Source organism: Gracilibacillus sp. Marseille-QA3620 (assembly GCF_054950035.1).
On the sequence record NZ_CM143102.1, the window covers coordinates 1,260,849 to 1,279,020 of the forward strand.

The 18,172-nt window shown below is 41.9% G+C and carries 18 protein-coding genes; 11 read left to right on the forward strand and 7 right to left on the reverse strand.

From position 1 onward, the window contains the following. Positions 1-13: 13 nt before the first annotated feature. The 3 genes from ACY8DX_RS06415 to ACY8DX_RS06425 all read left to right on the forward strand — a co-directional run bounded on the left by ACY8DX_RS06415 (position 14) and on the right by ACY8DX_RS06425 (position 1,676). Positions 14-463, forward strand: a complete 450-nt coding sequence (locus ACY8DX_RS06415; protein ID WP_462406901.1) for a (2Fe-2S)-binding protein — start codon at positions 14-16, stop codon at positions 461-463. Between the two features lie 37 nt (positions 464-500). Next, a complete protein-coding gene (locus ACY8DX_RS06420) occupies positions 501-950 on the forward strand; it encodes a hypothetical protein (protein WP_231589537.1) in 450 nt (149 codons plus the stop codon). Between the two features lie 228 nt (positions 951-1,178). Continuing rightward, entirely contained in the window at positions 1,179-1,676 is a 498-nt protein-coding gene (locus ACY8DX_RS06425) for a hypothetical protein (protein ID WP_049671618.1), read from the forward strand. Positions 1,677-1,851: 175 nt separating this feature from the next. On the opposite strand, the gene ACY8DX_RS06430 is transcribed toward ACY8DX_RS06425, so the two are convergent. Beyond that, positions 1,852-2,751, reverse strand: a complete 900-nt coding sequence (locus ACY8DX_RS06430; RefSeq protein ID WP_462406428.1) for an AraC family transcriptional regulator — start codon at positions 2,749-2,751, stop codon at positions 1,852-1,854. Between the two features lie 184 nt (positions 2,752-2,935). Between ACY8DX_RS06430 and ACY8DX_RS06435 the strand changes: the two genes are divergently transcribed. Further along, complete coding sequence (locus tag ACY8DX_RS06435) at positions 2,936-3,922, forward strand: aldo/keto reductase (RefSeq protein ID WP_462406429.1); 987 nt, start codon at positions 2,936-2,938, stop codon at positions 3,920-3,922. A 61-nt stretch (positions 3,923-3,983) separates the two neighbouring features. On the opposite strand, the gene ACY8DX_RS06440 is transcribed toward ACY8DX_RS06435, so the two are convergent. Continuing rightward, the gene (locus tag ACY8DX_RS06440; RefSeq protein WP_049671614.1) at positions 3,984-5,045 is read right to left on the reverse strand and encodes an AI-2E family transporter; all 1,062 of its coding nucleotides are present in this window, start codon (positions 5,043-5,045) and stop codon (positions 3,984-3,986) included. Positions 5,046-5,233: 188 nt separating this feature from the next. Between ACY8DX_RS06440 and ACY8DX_RS06445 the strand changes: the two genes are divergently transcribed. Next, positions 5,234-6,025, forward strand: a complete 792-nt coding sequence (locus ACY8DX_RS06445) for an SDR family oxidoreductase (protein ID WP_049671613.1) — start codon at positions 5,234-5,236, stop codon at positions 6,023-6,025. Positions 6,026-6,106: 81 nt separating this feature from the next. Here the strand turns inward: ACY8DX_RS06445 and ACY8DX_RS06450 are convergent, their stop codons facing one another. Next, positions 6,107-6,367 carry a hypothetical protein gene (locus tag ACY8DX_RS06450; protein WP_049671612.1) on the reverse strand — a complete coding sequence of 87 codons (261 nt, stop codon included), beginning with the start codon at positions 6,365-6,367 and terminating at the stop codon, positions 6,107-6,109. Between the two features lie 126 nt (positions 6,368-6,493). On the opposite strand from ACY8DX_RS06450, the gene ACY8DX_RS06455 reads away from it, so the two are divergent. From ACY8DX_RS06455 to ku, 3 genes are read left to right on the forward strand one after another with little or no spacing between them, the layout of a single operon-like run. Then, on the forward strand, positions 6,494-7,441 hold the full coding sequence (locus tag ACY8DX_RS06455) for an ATP-dependent DNA ligase (protein ID WP_462406430.1): 948 nt from the start codon (positions 6,494-6,496) through the stop codon (positions 7,439-7,441). Further along, entirely contained in the window at positions 7,438-8,643 is a 1,206-nt protein-coding gene (gene ligD / locus ACY8DX_RS06460) for a non-homologous end-joining DNA ligase (protein WP_049671610.1), read from the forward strand. Before ACY8DX_RS06455 ends, ligD begins: the two co-directional genes overlap by 4 nt. A 46-nt stretch (positions 8,644-8,689) precedes the next feature. Beyond that, positions 8,690-9,517, forward strand: a complete 828-nt coding sequence (ku, locus tag ACY8DX_RS06465; RefSeq protein ID WP_049672978.1) for a non-homologous end joining protein Ku — start codon at positions 8,690-8,692, stop codon at positions 9,515-9,517. 44 nt (positions 9,518-9,561) lie between these two features. Here the strand turns inward: ku and ACY8DX_RS06470 are convergent, their stop codons facing one another. Beyond that, the gene (locus tag ACY8DX_RS06470) at positions 9,562-10,560 is read right to left on the reverse strand and encodes an NADPH:quinone oxidoreductase family protein (protein ID WP_462406431.1); all 999 of its coding nucleotides are present in this window, start codon (positions 10,558-10,560) and stop codon (positions 9,562-9,564) included. A gap of 704 nt (positions 10,561-11,264) precedes the next feature. Here ACY8DX_RS06470 and ACY8DX_RS06475 point away from each other — a divergent pair. The 3 genes from ACY8DX_RS06475 (at position 11,265) to ACY8DX_RS06485 (ending at position 14,735) form a co-directional block, all read left to right on the forward strand. Further along, complete coding sequence (locus tag ACY8DX_RS06475) at positions 11,265-12,665, forward strand: murein hydrolase activator EnvC family protein (RefSeq protein WP_049672977.1); 1,401 nt, start codon at positions 11,265-11,267, stop codon at positions 12,663-12,665. Positions 12,666-12,852: 187 nt separating this feature from the next. Next, entirely contained in the window at positions 12,853-13,197 is a 345-nt protein-coding gene (locus ACY8DX_RS06480; RefSeq protein WP_049671608.1) for a DUF485 domain-containing protein, read from the forward strand. Then, complete coding sequence (locus ACY8DX_RS06485) at positions 13,194-14,735, forward strand: solute symporter family protein (protein ID WP_049671607.1); 1,542 nt, start codon at positions 13,194-13,196, stop codon at positions 14,733-14,735. The genes ACY8DX_RS06480 and ACY8DX_RS06485 overlap by 4 nt, the downstream gene beginning before the upstream one ends. A 76-nt stretch (positions 14,736-14,811) precedes the next feature. Here the strand turns inward: ACY8DX_RS06485 and ACY8DX_RS06490 are convergent, their stop codons facing one another. The 3 genes from ACY8DX_RS06490 to ACY8DX_RS06500 all read right to left on the reverse strand — a co-directional run bounded on the left by ACY8DX_RS06490 (position 14,812) and on the right by ACY8DX_RS06500 (position 17,966). Beyond that, positions 14,812-15,747 carry an NADP-dependent oxidoreductase gene (locus ACY8DX_RS06490; protein ID WP_049672976.1) on the reverse strand — a complete coding sequence of 312 codons (936 nt, stop codon included), beginning with the start codon at positions 15,745-15,747 and terminating at the stop codon, positions 14,812-14,814. 225 nt (positions 15,748-15,972) lie between these two features. Continuing rightward, positions 15,973-17,187, reverse strand: a complete 1,215-nt coding sequence (locus tag ACY8DX_RS06495) for an MFS transporter (RefSeq protein ID WP_049671606.1) — start codon at positions 17,185-17,187, stop codon at positions 15,973-15,975. A gap of 137 nt (positions 17,188-17,324) precedes the next feature. Further along, positions 17,325-17,966 carry a Bax inhibitor-1/YccA family protein gene (locus ACY8DX_RS06500; protein WP_049671605.1) on the reverse strand — a complete coding sequence of 214 codons (642 nt, stop codon included), beginning with the start codon at positions 17,964-17,966 and terminating at the stop codon, positions 17,325-17,327. Positions 17,967-18,172 lie beyond the last annotated feature (206 nt).

Consider the following 18,172-nt stretch of genomic DNA (forward strand, 5'->3'; position numbering starts at 1 on the left):
TATTGTGAAATTAATGGTGAATCAGCAGCCTTATTATAAAGAAGTTGAACCAACAGAACTATTACTGGAAGTATTGCGCCGCAAAATTGGCTTAACCGGTGCTAAGCCAGGCTGCCTTAATGGTGATTGTGGTGCCTGTACGGTAATGGTTGATAAACGACCAACCAAATCATGCTTAATGCTTGCTGTCGAAGCAAAAGATAAGGAAATTATCACGATTGAAGGACTGAATCATACACCGATTCAAGAAGCATTTGTTACACATTTTGCCTTTCAGTGCGGATATTGCACCCCTGGTTTTATTATGAATTGCCAAGCATTATTGGAGGATGACCCAAACCCTGCAGATGAAAAAATAAAAACATGGCTCTCCTCCAATATATGTCGATGTACGGGTTATGCTGAAATTGAAAAAGCAATCAAATCGGTGATCCATCGTGATGAAAGGAGTAGCAATAGGTAAAAGCGTGAATACGATGGATTACAGGGTGTGATTCATCTTGAATAACGAGAATATGAATGATGAGAACAGTAAAGCAATAATGGCCCTTCACCGAGTAATGGACATTATAACCGCCATTTTATTGTTGACGAAGCAAATTACGATTATAGGTGTATTTGTGAAACCGGGCAGATTTGCGATATCTGTCGGCGGTCCTATATTTGGCAGTTCTAGAATTTTGACAAAAAATAATCTGGCGATAGAGCAAGGCATTGTAGATATACTTGACATCCTATTGGCTATTCTTTTACTTTCAGATCAAATCACGATAACAGGTTTATTTATTTCGTCAGGCGAATTTACGATAAATGTTTCCGGCCCTCTATTTGGCTATCCGAAAGTTACCCCATCCACACTTATGCTTGATAATTATAAGCTCTTCCATTCGGTAGTCAAAGAACATTATACAGTCCCGCCGGAATTATTATCCAATACATTGTGGGAGTGATTGAAATGGACCATAATCAGCAGGAAAAAGAAAAAACGGTTCTATCGGGGAGATTTTTAATTGCTTTGCCAATTATTCTCTTTATATTCTTTTTTACCAAGCAAGAATCAGGTGAATTGCTCTAGGAGTTTTGTAGGCATTTTTTAACGATTCATGTAATTCAATTACTATATAGTTATTTTTAATTGTCCTATATGGAGCAAAGAGAATTACTAGGATGGAAGGACAATGACTGTGTCACATAAAAGGGAGTCCAATTCAAATGAAATTGAAAAAACGATTACGTTAGCTGATTTTTTAGCCATTATAGATACATTATCGGCATCGGCTAATCAGTCATTCTATATAAATAAATGGGATATATTTGAGAAGGAAAAGGCGACAACAAGCATACTTACAAACATTTTCGGTAAAAGAACCGGTTTAAAGGTTAATATCACCTTACTAATAGAAAATGTAGGCGACCGATTAACGGTCTATGATATAAAAGCCTTCTTTATCAATGAACGTAAAAAACAAAGAATGGCTGCTGATAGCCTAATGATTCATTCCAATAGTCTCAACAGCGATGATTTTGTTGTTATAGAAAAAGGTGAGGTAGCCTTAATGAATATTGCCGCCATTTTGAATAATCAACAGATTGAAATCCCTCTGGATTCATTTGAAAATCTCGAGCTCTTTTTTATGGCGACAGGCGGTTATAAAACGATTGTAATTCCTCTATGAAGTTATCATGTCACGTATTTCTAATTGGAGCAAAAATAGGGACGGAATCTTTTTATGAGGAGAGTTAAGCATATCAATAAGTTCAGTCACACTCTGTTTGGATGTGGCATTTTATCGTTTATCATGCGGCAAGGATATAAAAGGAAAGAGGGATAGGGCATCTTCCCTCTTTTCTTTATGCTTCCATTTCTTTAAACCGCCTGGCATCCTCCTTCGGCGGTACTCCGAACAGGCGGGCATATTCCCGGCTAAATTGTGTTGGGCTTTCGTATCCCACCTGATAGGCTGCTTCCTTCGCATCAGCTCTTTCGGTAAACAACAGCCGTCTGGCTTCCTGCAGGCGAAGCTGCTTTTGGAATTGGAGAGGGCTCATGGTCGTCAGTTCCTTGAAATGGCGATGGAAGGTAGCTGTACTCATATTCACGCTTCCAGCAAGCTCTTCAACCTTTATAGGCTCAGTATAATGGTCGAGCAGATAGGAAATAACCTCCTGAATATGACGGATGTGTGTGCCCGCCTTGGCAAGCTGCCTCAGGTTTACACCATGAGGTCCCTGTAAGACCCGATAAATGATTTCCTTCTTGTAAAGAGGTGAGAGCATAGCAATATCCTCAGGTGTCTCGGTAAGCTTGGCCATTCTGATGGCAGCATCAAGGAGGAATCTGTCCGCGCGTCCAATGTACAGAGCCTGCTTCTGATCTAAGTTTTGGGACTGATTTGTATGCGGCATATCCGCTATATCAAAGAGGTCTTGATGACTGAGCTCTAGCTTCATCGCTAGATATGGTTTCTCGGCAGATGCTTTGACGACATTCCCTGATAAGGGTAAGTCAATGGATGAGACAATATATGAGGAAGGCCCATAGCGATATTTTTCAGTACCAAGGAACACCTGCTTTTCTCCTTGTGCAACGATACAAATAGAAGGCTCATTCACTCGGTAAATGGGCTCAGATGGCAACGATTCTCGAATGAATGTCATGGTCGGTACAATGGTTTGGAAGACACCGTCTTCGTTGAGATGATTTGATAAGTATTGGGCAAGCTGTAGTTCACATGCAGGATGTACAGGCATCTTTTTTCTCCTTGTTTATATATAAGTTATGGTTTAATTCTATCTGCGGTTGATTCATTCTGTAAAGAGAAGATGAGAGGAATAGGCAAGCATTTGAGAGAAATATGCTACTGCTCTTCAATATGAATGGTACATAATAGAACAAGGATTAATGGTATCTTCTTAGAGAGCGGAGGTAATAGAAATGGATTATGTAAAACTGGGCCGTACAGGACTTGATGTTTCCCGGCTTTGCCTTGGATGCATGAGCTTTGGAGATAAAGAGAATTGGATACATAAGTGGCTGCTGGATGAAGCAGAAAGCCGTCTGATCATCAAGAAAGCCTTAGAGATGGGGATTAATTTCTTTGATACGGCAAACTCCTATTCAGGAGGCGTGAGTGAAGAAATACTAGGGCGGGCGATAAGGGATTATGCAACACGTGATGAGGTGGTTCTTGCGACGAAGGTGTTTTTCCCTATGCAGAAGGGACCAAACCGAGGCGGACTGTCCAGAAAGTCTATCATAAATGAACTGGATCACAGTCTCAAACGGCTTGGTACCGATTATGTGGATCTTTATATCATTCATCGCTGGGATGACCAAACTCCGATTGAGGAGACGATGGAGACACTTCATGATGTTGTAAAGGCAGGGAAGGCCAGATACATTGGCGCCTCATCCATGCAGGCGTGGCAATTCTTAAAGGCAAACCATGTAGCTGAATCCAATGGTTGGACGAAATTCGTTTCCATGCAAAATCATTACAATCTCTTATACAGGGAAGAGGAGCGGGAGATGATGCCTATGTGTGAAAGTGAGGGAATCGGGGTAACCCCATACAGCCCGCTTGCTTCTGGCAGGTTGACAAGGGCTGTCGGAGAAACAACCTATCGCTCGCAGACCGACCAAGTGCAAAAGGCAAAGTATGGCACGATGGAAGACTCTGATAATGAGATTATTACTCGTGTAGCATCAATCGCGGAAAGAAGAGGTGTCCTGCGCATGCAGGTCGCATTAGCCTGGCTGCTTCAAAAGCAGCCTGTCACAGCCCCAATCATAGGTGCAACAAAGCTTCGCCATCTTGAAGATGCCAAAGGAGCCTTGTCTATTAAGCTGACAGATGAGGAAATGTCTTTCTTGGAGGAATCGTATCTTCCGCATCCGGTAAGTGGATTTGCCTTAAAATGATTAAACGAAGAGGGAGATAGAATGTGTGATGCATCCTATCTCCCTCTTTCTATGGACATATTCATTCAATGACGGGTTTGTTCTCTTCCTTCTTCGTTTCGGAGCTGCTGATATTGGGAACTTCAAGCATATCAAGAATAAAGATGAAGATCGGAATACCAAGAATCAATCCCCAGATTCCAAGGAAATGCTCAGCCAGAACAAGGACAAGGAATGTGTAAAACGTCGGCAAATGGGTTTTGGCTGACATGAATTTTGGATTAAGAATATAGCTTTCAAGCGCATGAATGGCAGCAATTAAGACAATCACATACAGGACATGCATACCCTCGCCAATTTGATAAGCAATCGTGCATAAGGGAACTAATGAGATAATGACACCTGCAACAGGGATTAAGCCAAGCAGGAATATCATAATGCCTAGGCCAAGCAGCTGCGGGAAACCAAGGAAGTACAAAATAATCAGTGATAAGACAGCATTAACGGAAGCAATCAAGAATTGAACTTCGATCACTTTCCCAAAGGAATTGACAAACACAGTGCCTAAATGCTCAAGCTCCTTAAAAATGGTCCCCAGCTTACTGTTTTTGAATGTGCTGGTGAAACGGCCGATTTTCTCTTTCTCCAATAAGAAGAACAAGCTTAATAGGATTGAGATAAATAATTGAAGGCTGACTTTGCCGATATCAGCAGCATATGTGTATATGGCACTGGCGTTCTGTTCAATATCGGTTGGAGAAATCAGCTTGTTCATCGCGCTGATAATCACTTCAATGGCACGGTTATCCGGCGGGTCCTTATAGAAGGCTATTAAGGCTTGCACTAATTCCGTCAGCTGCATGGTGATAATGGGTATGTATTTATAAATAACCATGACCATGGAAGTGATTAAAACGGAATAGAGAATTAGGATAATCAATTGAGGACGTACCCTAAACTGAAGCGTTTTCCTTAATGTAGAGGAGATAAACCGTTCTAATCCGCCCATTAAAAAGATGAAAATAAAGGTAAATAGAATCAAATTAATCATGTCTCTTAATGTATAAAAGAGTATAATGAGAATTAAAAAAGTTAGAAAGCGAATAAATCCTCTGCTTTTAACTAGTTGGTTGACTGAATACATTTGACGGCTGGTACTCCTTTCGGCTCACTCCTGAATAATTCAATTATACCTGTAAGATGCTTGCTTTATAAGAGGGCGAGCAAAATTATTTAGGCAGATAACATTCTCAGTAAAACAAATATGTGGCACGTTTTAGATTTATGCTAATTGGATAAATAAGTGTATACACTGATGGGGGGAATGTTTAAATGGGTAATGTAGAGCAAAGAAGTGAGAAAGTTGCGATTGTGACTGGCGGCGGATCTGGTATTGGAGCCGCTGCAGCAAAAAAATTAGCGGACAGCGGCGTTCATGTATGCCTGTTGGATATCAATTATTCCGGGGCTGCTTCCGTTCGTTCATCCATTGAACAGAGCGGCGGCGGCGCTTGTATTTATGAGGTAGATGTAAGGGATGAGAATCAAATTAAAGAGGCAGTCAATGATATCGTGGAGAAGTATGGCAGATTGGATATCCTCTTTTGCAACGCAGGAATTAATGGAACCTTATCCTCTATTGAACACCTCGATGTCGCTGATTGGGACAGGACGATTGAAACGAATCTTAGAAGCACGTTCCTATTTGTGAAATATTCCATTCCTCATATGAAAGAGAGCGGCGGAGGCAGTATCATCATTACAAGCTCAATTAATGGAAACAGGCGGTTTGCCGGCTTTGGGATGGCAGCCTACAGTACCTCAAAAGCAGCCCAAATTGGCTTCATGAAGATGGCGGCACTGGAGCTTGCTCGTTATAAAATCCGCGTAAATGCCATCTGTCCAGGGGCGATTGAAACAAATATTGATGATTCTACCGATAAATCCGAAAGTGTGAAGGAAATCGAGATTCCAATTGAATACCCAGAAGGTATGCAGCCGCTGGCAAACGGTCCGGGACAGCCGGAGCAAGTCGCAAGCTTGGTAGCCTTTCTCGCTTCAGATGAAGCAAGCCATATATCCGGAACGGAGATATATGTGGACGGTACAGAATCCTTGCTCTAAACTATCTGGCATGAACAGGACTTATTTTAATAGGATATGTAAGGACTTCAGATTTTCTGAAGTCCTTTTTTACGTTGATTTTCATTCAGCTCGCAGTTTGATAACAAGTTTTAGGATGCACCATACGATGAATGTCCCAATAATGGTCATGAGGATGAAAGTTGAGAAGAAACCGCCAGAATAGCCGAAAGCGACTGAGCTGTCGAGGAAATGGACATTCTCATATTCCGTTATATCAGGCTGATAGCGGACTGTTTGAACATATGCCAAGGTTAGAACGCCTGCCATATACAGGATATTGATCAGGATAGATAAAAACATAGACATAAGTACAGTTTTCATGAATGATCACTTCCCGACTCTCTTTTTGCCATAATAGGACAAATCTGCCTGATTTGTAAACCTATAAAATAATCCGTTCATTAAAGCTCCATACTAACGGTATTACGAGACAAAGGAGGGACAGCTATGAAACCAATCATCCCTTTTGAACCTATCGCAGCTGCTGAAACACCCTTAAGTGGAGATTGGGTATTTCAGGTGAAATGGGATGGTGTGAGAATTCTCGTTTATAAGTCCATTTCTGGGACAGAGGTTATTAATCGCCATTTAAACAATCGTACCATTCAATACCCTGAATTGCTGGACACTGAAAGCTATTCTAAGGCTGATAGCTTTATTCTAGATGGTGAAGTGATTGCCCTTGTGGACGGGAAACCGTCCTTTCATGAGGTTATGAAACGTGATCGATTGAGAGGCGGTGCAGAGATAGAGATTAAAAAGAAAGAGATTCCGATTATTTATATGGTGTTTGATTGTCTTTATATGAATGGGGTATCCATGATGGATAAGCCCCTATATGAGAGGCAGAAAATGCTCCGGTCTATCGTTAAGGAAACAGAGCATATCCGATTGACCGAGAATTTCGAGGAAGGTGAAGGCTTGCTCCACGCTGTGAAGGAGCAAGGCCTTGAAGGAATCCTTTGCAAAGACTTGCATGCCTGCTATTTACCAGGGGGCAAGGATGCTCGCTGGCAAAAGATCAAGAACTACCAGGACGTGATTGCTGTTGTGTGCGGTTATATCCAAAAGGGAAGCGGACTTCGCTCCCTTTTGCTCGGTTTATATGACTCTGACGGTCAGCTTCATTATATAGGCAAGGCAGGCAGGGGTCGTTATAATGCACAGGATTGGAAAACCATCCAGCATTATCTTGAAAAAAGCAAACAGGCTTTTTCTCCTTTTGTTAAGGCCATTCATGAAGCAAAGGATTGTCAATGGGTAAGTCCAATTTTTACGGTAAAGGTACAATTTCTTGAATGGTCCGAGTCCAGAACATTGCGTCAGCCTGTCTTAGATTCCTTTGTCGAAAGAAATCCGCTTGATTGCCGGTTTGAGAAAGAGGGGAGTCAATGAGATACCATGCAGCAGCTTTTCTGCAGACTTTTGACCGGGTAAATGGGCTTATCTCTGTGGCTGTCCTAAAACATCAAAAAACGGAAACGATAGCAGTTGTGAAGGAGAGATTCAAGCAGGAGGAAAAGGATGCCCTTATCAAGCTTCTGTTGGAGAGAGGGTGCAGGGAAGAGGCAGAAGGATTTTCTGTGCCGCCTGGCATTTGTGTAGAAATCAGCTTCAAGACTGTAAAGAATGGGAAACTGCACGAACCGCGCTTTGAGCGGCTGCTATTCACTCATGACTGGCATGCATGTACGTGGGTTCATCTTCTCCTAGCTCAATATGAACCCGTTCAGCTGACAAATGCGCAAAAGGAAATCTGGCCATGTCATTCTGTCACAAAGGAGCGGTATATGGAATATTTGCTGGCTGTGAAAGACAGGATGCTTCCGTTCCTATCTGGAAGGCTGCTTACGGTTAAGCGATACCCGGAAGGAGTGGGGGCGAGCGGGTTCTATCAGAAAGCCGCCCCAGAGCATGCACCAGCATTTGTTCAGAAGGTGATAGTGGAGGATGATTCCCATATAATCTGCGGGAACGCACAAACACTGTTATGGCTTGGAAACCAGGCAGCTATTGAGTTTCACATTCCATTCAATACCGTGGATTCACTCTATCCATGTGAGATTGTTTTTGACCTTGACCCGCCCGCGCTTGGAGATTTGACACTTGCTATCAAGGCAGCCCTTGAGATGAAAAGGCTGTTCGATAACTTCAACCTCTTATCCTTCGTGAAATTATCCGGCCGTAAGGGAATTCAAGTTCATTTACCTCTTAATGATGGAATCCTCACGTACAGTGAAACGAGGATATTTACTGAATTTATTGCCTCCTATCTTGTTGAGCAATTCCCCGAGCAATTTACTGTGGAGCGGCTCAAAAAAAATCGAAGGGGCCGCTTATATGTAGATTACATCCAGCATGATGTTAAGAAGACCATCATTTGCCCTTACTCACCACGGGAAACGGAGGAGCCTGGGATTGCTGTTCCCCTATATTGGGAGGAGGTACGACAAGGAATGAAGACGGGTGATTATTTGCTGGAGGAAGTCCAAAAAAGGGTGATAAGGGGGATAGATCCTTTTGCTGAATATTTTACGGTCAATCAAGGAGTACAGATCAAGGAATTGATTGAAGTCCTTCAATCAACCTCATCATGAATCTGCAGGTTTTGGATATCATAAGAAAAAAAGAGAAGGTGTTCTTATGCATACAATCTGGAAAGGGACCATCAGCTTTGGTCTTGTCAGCATTCCCATTAAGCTTCATGCTGCAACCGAGAATCAAGATCTGCCGCTGCGCACTCTGCATGAAAAGTGCCATGCTCCAATTAAGTACAAGAAGGTATGCTCTGTGTGCGGGGAGGAAGTCCCGCAGGAGGATATTGTGAAGGCATATGAATATGTAAAGGGGAAGTTCGTGGTTCTTGATGAGGAAGAGCTGCAGGCCATCAAGAAGGAATTAGAGGAGAAGGCTGTTGAAATCATCGATTTTGTAAAGATTGAAGAAATAGATCCCATTTATTTTGAGAAGAGCTATTATATTTCTCCAAATGAAGGAGGGGTTAAGGCTTATACTTTGCTGAGAAGAGCCCTTAAGGATTCAGGAAAAGTAGGCCTAGCAAAAATCACTATACGGGCAAAGGAGTCAATGGCTGTCGTTCGGGTATATGAGCAGACATTATTGATGGAAACCATCCATTTCCCGAGTGAGGTCAGAAAGGCATCAGATGTTCCGAATATCCCGATGGTGGAGGAGGTCGTCCCTAAGGAGCTGGATACGGCTATCCTGTTGATTGACCAATTAACGACTGAGTTTGACCCTAGTAAATATCATGATGAGTATCGCTCAGCCCTCCTTGAATTGATCGAGCGCAAAAAGGCAGAGCAAACGGTCACACCGGCAGCATCGAATGCACCGAAATCGAATGTAGTGGATTTGATGGCAGCTCTTCAAGCTTCCATAGACCAAACAAAGCCGAAGACAAAGCCGGCAAGAAAGCGTGCGCCGCGAAAGAAAAGAGAGACATCATAAGAAAGGGAAGCCCGTCAAAAGACAGGCTTCCCTTTTGCTGTTTCTTATGCTTGGCAATTGACAATAATTCGTCCTTTTGCCTGACCTTGCAGTGGTATAGAGACTTTCTTTGGCAGCTCTTGCAGAGTTATCTCTTCTTGAATGAATACATCAAAGCTTGCTGGTTTAAAGTCATTTGCCAGACGGTTCCAAATGGCAAGTCTCTTTTCCATTGGACAATAAACGGAATCAATACCCAGCAGGTTAACTCCGCGCAGGATAAATGGGAAGACAGTTGCAGGGAGCTTCGTTCCGGCAGTCAAGCCGCTGACCGCAACAGAGCCTCCATATTGAATTTGGCTTAACAAAGCAGCCAGCGGCTCTCCGCCGACCGGATCCACGCCTGCCGCCCATTTCTGTTTCCCTAATGCTCGTACCTTTCCATCAAACACTTCATTTCGCGGGACAATGGAAGAGGCGCCAAGGCTGGTAAGGAATTCAGCTTCAGTCTCTTTGCCTGTGCTTGCCTCTACCGTGAATCCAAGGGTGGAAAGAATGGATACGGCAAAGCTTCCAACCCCGCCTGTTGCACCGGTAACGAGAACCTTCCCGCTTTCAGGCGTAATTCCATTATCAAGCAGCCGTTGAACAGAAAGAGCTGCCGTGAAGCCGGCTGTCCCGATGACCATCGCTTCCTTTAATGTCAAGCCTTCCGGAACGGGTACAATCCATTTGGCAGGAATGCGGGCATACTCACTATATCCGCCAAAATGAGAAACGCCGATTTCATAGCTGGTGGCAATAACCTCGTCCCCTTCCTTAAAACGTGAATCATTAGAAGAAACCACCACTCCTGCAAGATCGATGCCTGGGACGAATGGATAATGGCTAACGATGTTTCCATTTGGAATAGTCGCCAGGCTGTCCTTATAGTTTACACTCGAATAATGGGTGCGGATGAGCACTTCTCCTTGAGGCAGATCGTCAAGTGACAGCTTTTGAACATCTATCGAGAAATGTTCGTTCTCTTTGTTTACGACAAGGGCGTTAAATTTAGTAATCAACTAGATGACTCCCTTCCTATATTTATTGTATTCCTAGTATATAGAAGATACCCTTATTTCACTATAAGTAATGTCAAATATATACAGGAAATATTTCACTTATAGAGTAGATGATTCACCTATTTTTCTGAAGTAAATAAAATACTGATTATCTTACATCTAGGTGCATGCAATTTATCGGAAAATATAGAGTGTGATAGGATGTGCTAGAAGCGTAATTCACCTGAATAGGAGGAGAATAAGAAGAAAAATGACAGATGCAATTTGTCAGAATTTATTTGTTTTTGTCGGGCTGATAATTTGAGTTCCCCTTTTTGATTCGATAGACTTAGTCTTATATTCCTTTCATTATAGTAAGTTTTTCCTCAAAGTATAAAATAAGTAGTAATAAATCCTCAAAATTCAACATTATATTAATTTTTTTACAGACAAAAGATTCCATGAAATATAACTGTAATGTTTATATGGTGGAAATGAAATTATAGATTGATATAATAAGGACCGTACCAAACATTGGACTTATTGGAATATGTTGTTGATATTTGTCGATTGTTGAAAGAAGCTTTAATGGGTGAGATTGGTTTAGCAGATGGACTCTATATAGGTCTGAGAGTCTATTAAAACCATCAAGCACAGAAGAGTTTTTGAGTTAGATAGAGAGAAAGGGTCTTAGAGGCGGCTCTTTATTGAAAGGGGATCATCATTTGAAGAAGTCATTAATTGCTTTGAACATGGCTGTAGTTGTTGGAGCCGGTTCATTGTTCTCAGCAGGATCTGCATCAGCTGAATCCATTTCTGAATTGAAGAAGAAGGAAAGTCAGATTGAAGAGAATCGTTCTAAGGTTCATTCCAATATTAAGGATGCCGAGAAATCGATTGATCATGTAAAAGGTAAACAAGCAGATTTAGCATCACAGCTGGAAAAGCTTGAAAAGCAAATGAAAGAAACCGAGAACAAAATTGATAAGTTAACGGCAAAGATTGCTAAAACGAAAGAACAAATCGAAACATTGAAAAAAGAAATCAAGGTACTCGAAGATAAGATTGAAAAGCGTAATGAACTGCTGAAGGAACGTGCCCGTTCTTATCAAGCAACAGGCGGAAACATGAACTATCTCGAGGTCGTGCTTGGAGCAAGTGACTTCGGCGAATTTGTTGAGCGGTTAAGTGCTGTATCAACTATTATGGATGCAGACCAAGATTTGATCGCTGAACAAGAGCGAGATAAGAAAGCATTGGAAGATAAGAAGAAATCTGTTGAGCAGAAACTAAGCGATCTTGAATCTATGATGGCTGAAGTGAAAGAAATGAAAGCCAAGCAAGAACAGCAGAAAAAAGAGAAAAATCAACTTATGAAGAAACTGAAAGCAGAGCAGAAAAAGCTTGAGAAAGAGAAAATTGGCATGGAAGAAGAGGCAGACATTCTAGCAGGCCAAAAGGCGGCTATCAAGAAGGCTATTAAGCAAGAGGAAGCACGTCAAGCTGAGATTGCGAAACAAAAGGCCGCGGAGGAAAAACGCCAAGCTGAGCTGGCTAAACAGCGAGCAGCAGATGCGAAGAAGAAATCTTCCCAAAGCTCAAGTTCAAGCAAAAGCACGAATGCTGGTTCATCAAGCGCAAGCTCTAAGTCAAGTACAAGCTCTAAATCAAGTTCTAGTTCCACTTCAAGTTCTAGTCATACTGCTGCACCAGCACCATCCAGCAGCGCAGCATCCGGCATATTCATGAAACCAGCTGCAGGTTATTACTCTTCTGGCTTCGGCGGTAGATGGGGTACAAACCATAACGGTATTGATATTGCTGCATCTGGTTCTGTATCGATTATGGCGGCGGCAGATGGGGTTGTTTCAAGATCTTATTTCTCATCTTCCTATGGAAATGCGATTTTCATTACGCATTACATTAATGGCAAGCAATATACCACTGTGTATGCGCATTTAAGTTCACGTATGGTTAGTAATGGACAAACCGTCAAGAAAGGTCAGCAAATTGGCTTGATGGGGAATACAGGACAATCCTATGGCCAGCATTTACATTTTGAAATTCATGAAGGACCTTGGAATATCAATAAATCAAATGCGGTTAATCCGCGTAAATACTTCTAAGATGAAAAGGGAATCCGCTTAGGATTCCTTTTTTGTTTATTCTCAGCAAGAAAAGATGCGTGTATATGATAAATTTCTTATTTACCTAATTATCCCAGTGATGTATAATTTGCTTGTACTAAATAGTATAAATATTCCGTAAATTTGGAAGCGCTTCCCTAAAGGGAGCCGGAAAGGAGACGGATATATGGGAGAAAAGAAACCGACTTATAAGGAGGAGGGCAGCCGAACGAATTATTCGGCTATTGTTCAATCAGCTGATTTCCAGAAACTGCTGCAAATTAAAAAACGGTTCATCATTCCTTTCACATTGTTTTTCTTAGTCTTTTACTTCGCATTGCCGCTTATGACCTCTTATTCCACTGTTCTTAATCAATCGTTTTATGGAAGCATTACATGGGCGTGGGTATTTGCTTTTGGACAATTTATCATGACATGGGCTTTATGTATGATTTACTCCAAAAAGGCTGGACAATTTGACATACTTACGGATAAGATTCTTCAGATGAGAAAAGGAGAGACGTCCAAATGAATGTAGCTGCCTTTACAATGTTTCTTGGGATTGTTTTCATTACACTATTGATCACTTATTGGGCATCCAAACGAACGAGCAATGCAAGTGAATTTTATACAGCGGGAAGTGGTCTGACCGGTTGGCAGAATGGTCTGGCCATTGCTGGGGATTATATGTCAGCTGCATCATTCCTAGGAATTGCCGGTTCAATCGCTCTTGCTGGGTTTGATGGGTTCTTTTACAGCATTGGCTTTTTGGTTGCTTATCTAGTTGTTCTATATTTAGTGGCGGAGCCTCTTCGAAATCTTGGTAAATATACGTTGGCAGATATGCTGGCAGCACGCTTTGATACGAAGAAAATTAGAGGGTTTGCAGCCTTTAATACAATGGCAATTTCTATTTTTTATATGATCGCTCAATTGGTTGGCGCAGGAGCACTTATAAAATTATTATTAGGGATTGAATATACAACCTCCGTTTTAATTGTCGGCACCTTGATGACTATATATGTTATCTTTGGCGGTATGCATGCGACAAGCTGGGTCCAAATCGTCAAGGCACTTCTCTTGATGACGGGGACATTTATCATTTCGATTATCGTCCTGGCAAAGTTTAATTACAGCATCCCTTATATGTTTGAATCAATGAGATCAGCGACTCCGCTGAAGGAGGCTTTCTTAAATCCTGGAGTTAAATATACGGAGGGGCTTGATACACTCTCGCTAACAATGGGCCTTGTATTAGGTACAGCTGGGCTCCCGCACATTTTGGTCCGATTCTTCACGGTGAAGGATGCCAAGGCAGCGAGAAGCTCAGTCGTTGTGGCAACTTGGATTATTGGAGCCTTTTATGTCATGACCATATTCTTGGGCTTTGGGGCAGCCGCCTTTGTTGGCACGACTGATATCGTTGCAGCGAATGCAGCAGGTAATATGGCTGCGCCGCTTCTCGCACAGGCATTGGGCGGAAATATGCTATTTGCCTTCGTCTCTGCTGTTGCCTTTGCAACAATCCTTGCTGTTGTAGCTGGATTGGTTCTAACCGGTGCATCAGCGTTTGCCCATGATTTCTATAATGAAATCCTTCGTAAAGGTAAAGCGAACGAAAAGGAACAAGTCAAGATGGCGCGCTATGCATCTATTGGGGTATCTGTCATTTCCATTTTGCTGGCTTTAGTAGCTCAAAACTTGAATGTTGCTTTCCTTGTCTCTCTTGCCTTCGCTGTCGCAGCGAGTGCTAATTTGCCGGTCATCCTCTTTACGATCTACTGGAAGAAGTTCAACACAACTGGTGCAATCAGTGCCATGGTTGTCGGGTTAATTTCCTCCGTAGGACTGGTGCTGATTAGTCCGAACGTCTTTAGTCCGGATGGTTCAGCTATTCTGACTGGGGAAGCACTATTTCCATTGACGACGCCTGGACTTGTATCCATTCCGCTAGGATTTATTGCTGGCTATATTGGAACAATCTTATCAAGGCAGAAGGTGGATGAAGCGAAGTATGATGAAATTTTGGTTAAATCCAATACGGGAATGGATACCATTCACCGCATGTGAGAAACAGCCTAAATAATAGAAAGGAGGAGAAACAGATAATGTTTCTCCTCCTTTCTTTGATTTCCCAAGAAATAGTCTAGCCCATCTTGATGACAATCTTGCCCCTTGTATGGCCGGATTCACTGAGCTCTTGGGCATTTCTGACTCCTTTTTCGGAGAAAGGAAAGGTTTCAAGCGGAGCGGGCTTCAATCGTCCTTCCCCTAAAAGGGAGGCAAGCTCCTGCAACTGGTCTCCTCTCGGGATAAGCCAGAGGAATTGCTCTCTAATCCCATATTGGCCAGCCTTTTGTTCAGAGGGAGGTTCCACGATGGAAACAATTTTTCCGCCTTTACGGAGAACTTTCATGCTATTTAGAAGGGTCTGCCCACCTACCGTATCAAATACAGCGTCATACTCACTTAAGATTTCTTCGAATGATTCTGTCTTATAGTCAATGCATTGGTCAGCCCCTAATGAGGTTAAGTAGCCATGATTTTTCTTGCTCGCTGTTGTGGCGACATAAGCTCCTTTTAGTTTCGCCAGTTGGATTGCGTAGGTGCCAACACCGCCCGCCCCAGCGTGAATCAAGACTTTTTGTCCCTCCATGATTTCGAGCGCATCAAATAAAGCCTGATAGGCTGTCAAACCGGCTAAAGGAATAGAGGCAGCCTCGTCAAAGGATAGATTATCGGGAATCTTTGCGAGCAATAAGTCATCCACTACGGTATATTCGGCATATGTACCGAGACGGGTCAGCTCTGGCCGTGCAAAAACACGGTCGCCTATTTCAAAGCCTTGAACATGCTTTCCAACATCGGCTACTACACCTGCAACATCCCAGCCAAGTATGATGGGAAATTCAAAATCATAACGGTCCTGCAGATAGCCTTCTCTGAGTTTCCAGTCAATAGGGTTAACTGAAGCAGCTTTTACTTCCACAAGAACTTGATTATCTAGGGGGATTGGTTTATCAATGACTTTTTCCTTCAGTTCGTTTAATCCGCCGTATTCCTCGATTACAACGGCTTTCATATTATTCTTATGCATGCATACCCTCCTCGTATGTGATGAGGTAATTAAATCCTCTTGTTTCTTCATTCCCTTTTATAAGGAGAGTAATCATGAGATTTAGGACATGAATAGCGGAAATTCACATGTTTATGCTGAGGCGGCAAATTACTTGGGATGTGGAGGTTTCCTGCCCAATAAAAAGCTGACCCTGATGATCGAGTCAGCCCATATTAGACAGCAAATGATTTATGCAGGTGATTCTGCATTAATGCATTTGGCGATAAGAATGATAAGCAGAACAGATAGGATACTGAATGAATAGAAAAGATAGGATTCATTTTCTTTCAAGAAATAGGACATAAGGGGAGGTCCAGCAGCAACCCCGAAAAAACGGGCGGAACTATAGAAGGAAGTAATCGTTCCCCTTTGTTCCTTTTCAATATTTTCGGTAATAAGGGCATCCAATGAGGGAAGAATCGCTCCAAGCCCTGCTCCAAATATGGATAAAACGCCTATAAGTAAATAGAGATTATCGATATGAGAGGTGAAACAAATGGAAACACAGGAAATCACCAAGGAAATGATAATCAATATCTTCATGGCTTTAATATTATCCTTGATCTTCTTTCCTGTGATAAATGAGGCTATACATAAAAAGAACAAAGGAATGGCTAAAATAAATCCCTTTTTAATGTTATGGATATCATATTTAGATTCAAGGATATTTGATAAATAGAACTGTACTGCAAACAAAATCAACATGATAAAGGCACCGGTAATGAACACACTATAGAGCCATCTTCCATCGGTATGAAAAATCTTTTTAACCTGCTGTAAAAAATCTTTGAGCTTAGGAGGCTCATCCTTCTTTTTTGGAACTTTAATAAAGAATAGAACCATCAAAAAACTAATTAAACTGAAGACAGAAATAGAAAAGAAGGGGATATACCATATCCACAGGGCAAGGGCTGCGCCAAGAATCGGGCTCAATACTTTGCCAAATGTATTGGATGTCTCCACAATTCCTAAGCAGGCGCTTGCTTCATCATCGTCCTTATACAAATCACCCACAAGTGGAAGGATGATTGGAAAAGCGCCGGCTGAACCAATTCCTTGGATGATTCTGCCGATGATAATCACCATATAGGGATCACTCATTTTCCAGGAGGCAAAACCGGATACGAGTCCTCCGATAAATGTGATGGCAAGGCTGGGAAGTAAAATCATCTTACGCCCAAATCGATCCGATAAGTATCCTGCAATCGGGATAAGCAATATTGAGGCCACCGAATAACTTGTGATGATCAGGCTCGATTGGAAGGAGGATATGGAAACCTTTTTCTCCAATATGGGCAGAACAGGAATTAGCATGGAATTACCTAGTGTCATAATGAGCGGAACAGCAGCAATGCTGGCCAGGCACCATATGCTCACTTTTGACTGATCAGAATTAAAACTCATAATTGCACCCTCATTTCACTTTCATTCACTGCTTTAATAATTTGCGTAGAATGATAAAAAGTATGTACAACGATATGCAGGCAAAACTGGGCAAATAAAAAAACGCCGCAAAAGCGGCGGAAAACAGGTGGATATTCTTAATCTCTTGAAGAGAGCACTCCAATAAACTGAAGGATGTATATAAACAAGTTGACGAAGTCCAGATATAGATTTAACGCCATTAATGGCACAGCCTCATCTGATACCCCATATTGCTTCATCCTGTTTACGTCAAAAATGACATAACCGCTGAACACAAGAATGCCGATAAAGGAATAAACAAGAGTCGCTGTTGAGGATAAGGGTGAAAACAAGTTGAAAATGCCGATAACAATAAGTGCTAGCAAAGCAGCAGTTAGAAAGCCTCCCAAAAAGGAGAAATCCCGTTTTGTTGTTGAAGCATATAAGGAAAGTCCTCCGAAAATGGCAACAGTAGCAGCAAGACTCATGAGAACAGGCTTTGCTCCAATCGTGATTAAATAGCTAGTGACGATCGGAAACAGGGTGATTCCTGAAATAAAGGTAAAGGCATATAAAAATCCGTATGAAAGCATTTTTCTTCTTCGGACAAAGAAAGCCGCGATTAGCATAACGAACTCTAAAATCATGATTGGCAGGAATAAGGCGGGCGGAACAAAATTCCCGACGATAAATCCTAACAAAGAAACAGCCAATGACAGTGTAAATGTACGAAGTACTTTTGGAAGAGTATACCGATTTGATTCAATATATGTACTCATTTTCTTTCACTCCTTATGATGATTGGTTCTGTTTATCTTACACCATAGTTAAATTCTTATAGATAAGCACGTATTGCCACGATATTTTACCTATGTAAGAGTATATACGAAGGGCTATCAATAAAAGTTTCAATCAAGTATAACCTGCTTCTTGGAAAATGAAGGAGAATATTTTGGATGAACGTGATGCATAAACAGATAAAAGA

Excerpts from the sequence above, each read along its gene's own strand:
- ACY8DX_RS06415 (WP_462406901.1), top strand. The coding sequence starts at position 14 with ATGGTGAATCAGCAGCCTTATTATAAAGAAGTTGAACCAACAGAACTA.
- ACY8DX_RS06425 (WP_049671618.1), top strand. The coding sequence starts at position 1,179 with ATGACTGTGTCACATAAAAGGGAGTCCAATTCAAATGAAATTGAAAAA.
- ACY8DX_RS06430 (WP_462406428.1), bottom strand. The coding sequence starts at position 2,751 with ATGCCTGTACATCCTGCATGTGAACTACAGCTTGCCCAATACTTATCA.
- ACY8DX_RS06435 (WP_462406429.1), top strand. The coding sequence starts at position 2,936 with ATGGATTATGTAAAACTGGGCCGTACAGGACTTGATGTTTCCCGGCTT.
- ACY8DX_RS06440 (WP_049671614.1), bottom strand. The coding sequence starts at position 5,045 with ATGTATTCAGTCAACCAACTAGTTAAAAGCAGAGGATTTATTCGCTTT.
- ACY8DX_RS06445 (WP_049671613.1), top strand. The coding sequence starts at position 5,234 with ATGGGTAATGTAGAGCAAAGAAGTGAGAAAGTTGCGATTGTGACTGGC.
- ACY8DX_RS06450 (WP_049671612.1), bottom strand. The coding sequence starts at position 6,367 with ATGAAAACTGTACTTATGTCTATGTTTTTATCTATCCTGATCAATATC.
- ACY8DX_RS06455 (WP_462406430.1), top strand. The coding sequence starts at position 6,494 with ATGAAACCAATCATCCCTTTTGAACCTATCGCAGCTGCTGAAACACCC.
- ligD (WP_049671610.1), top strand. The coding sequence starts at position 7,438 with ATGAGATACCATGCAGCAGCTTTTCTGCAGACTTTTGACCGGGTAAAT.
- ku (WP_049672978.1), top strand. The coding sequence starts at position 8,690 with ATGCATACAATCTGGAAAGGGACCATCAGCTTTGGTCTTGTCAGCATT.
- ACY8DX_RS06480 (WP_049671608.1), top strand. The coding sequence starts at position 12,853 with ATGGGAGAAAAGAAACCGACTTATAAGGAGGAGGGCAGCCGAACGAAT.
- ACY8DX_RS06485 (WP_049671607.1), top strand. The coding sequence starts at position 13,194 with ATGAATGTAGCTGCCTTTACAATGTTTCTTGGGATTGTTTTCATTACA.
- ACY8DX_RS06490 (WP_049672976.1), bottom strand. The coding sequence starts at position 15,747 with ATGAAAGCCGTTGTAATCGAGGAATACGGCGGATTAAACGAACTGAAG.
- ACY8DX_RS06495 (WP_049671606.1), bottom strand. The coding sequence starts at position 17,187 with ATGAGTTTTAATTCTGATCAGTCAAAAGTGAGCATATGGTGCCTGGCC.
- ACY8DX_RS06500 (WP_049671605.1), bottom strand. The coding sequence starts at position 17,966 with ATGAGTACATATATTGAATCAAATCGGTATACTCTTCCAAAAGTACTT.